This is a genomic window from Kribbella sp. NPDC004138, assembly GCF_053603655.1.
Map to the genome: position 1 here is coordinate 1 of NZ_JBSGFZ010000060.1, position 1,295 is coordinate 1,295.

Sequence of the window (1,295 nt, forward strand, 5' to 3'; positions counted from 1 at the left end):
GGGCGGATTCAGCCGGTCGTCGCAACACCTGAGTTCTGGAGGTGTTGTGATGGCTGGTCGTGGTCGTCCTGCGTTGCCGCGGCAGGTGCAGCGCGAGTTCTGGTTGCTGGTGCGTGCTGGTGCTGAGTATGGGGATGCTGCGGTATCGGTGGGCGTGGCGAAGTCGGTGGCGTGGCGGTGGGTCCGTCAGGGTGGCGGGATGCCGATGGTGGAGCTGTCCGAGCCTCAGGGCAGGTATCTGTCGTTCGCCGAGCGCGAGAACCTCATGGTGTGGTGGGCCCAGGATGTCGGTGTCCGGGAGATCGCGCGGCGGCTGGGTCGTGTGGCGTCGACGGTCAGCCGGGAACTGGCCCGTAACGGCGCGACCCGTGCGGTGCGGCGCGATCGCGACGGTAACGTCAAGCCGCGGTACCGTGCCTCGCTGGCTCAGGCCGGCGCCGACCGGCGGGCTCGGCGCCCGAAGCCGGCCAAGCTCGCGCCCGGGACCGGGCCGCGCCGGTTGCGGTGGCGGGTAATGGCCGGGCTGCGGCTGCGGTGGAGCCCGCAGCAGATCGCGGTCCGGCTGCAGCTGGACTTCCCCGACGATCCGGAGATGTGGGTGTCGCACGAGACGATCTACCAGGCGCTGTACGTGCAGAGCCGCGGCGCGCTGCGCCGTGAGCTGACCACGGCGCTGCGCACCGGCCGGGCGATCCGCAAGCCCCGCCGCCGCGCCGATGAGCGCCGTGGCCGGGGGCGCAGCGACATGGTGATGATCTCCGAGCGACCCGTCGAGGCCGACGACCGCGCCGTGCCCGGCCACTGGGAGGGAGACCTGATCATGGGCAAGGGCAACCGGTCCGCGATCGGCACCCTGGTCGAACGCAGCACCCGCTACGTGATGCTGCTCCACCTGCCCGGCCGAACCGATGCCGCCGCGGTCCACGACGCCATGCTCGACGCGATCACCACCCTGCCCGAGCACCTGTGGCGGTCGCTGACCTGGGACCAGGGCAAGGAAATGGCCCGGCACCGCGAGATCACCCTCACCGCCGACCTGCCGATCTACTTCTGCGACCCCCACAGCCCCTGGCAGCGCGGCAGCAACGAGAACACCAACGGCCTGCTGCGCCAGTACTTCCCCAAAGGCACCGACCTGTCCGTCCACACCCGCGACCACCTCGACTTCGTCGCCGTCCAACTCAACGGCCGCCCCCGCAAAACCCTCAACTACCAAACCCCCGCCGAAACCCTCAACCAGCTACTCTCAACCCCCTACCCAACCACCGGTGTTGCAACCACCGGCTGAATCCGCC

Annotated in this window: 1 protein-coding gene; it reads left to right on the plus strand. The window is 70.0% G+C overall.

The features are described 5' to 3' along the window. The first annotated feature begins 49 nt into the window (after positions 1-49). Positions 50-1,288, plus strand: a complete 1,239-nt coding sequence (locus ACWEOO_RS41815; RefSeq protein ID WP_452147798.1) for an IS30 family transposase — start codon at positions 50-52, stop codon at positions 1,286-1,288. Positions 1,289-1,295 lie beyond the last annotated feature (7 nt).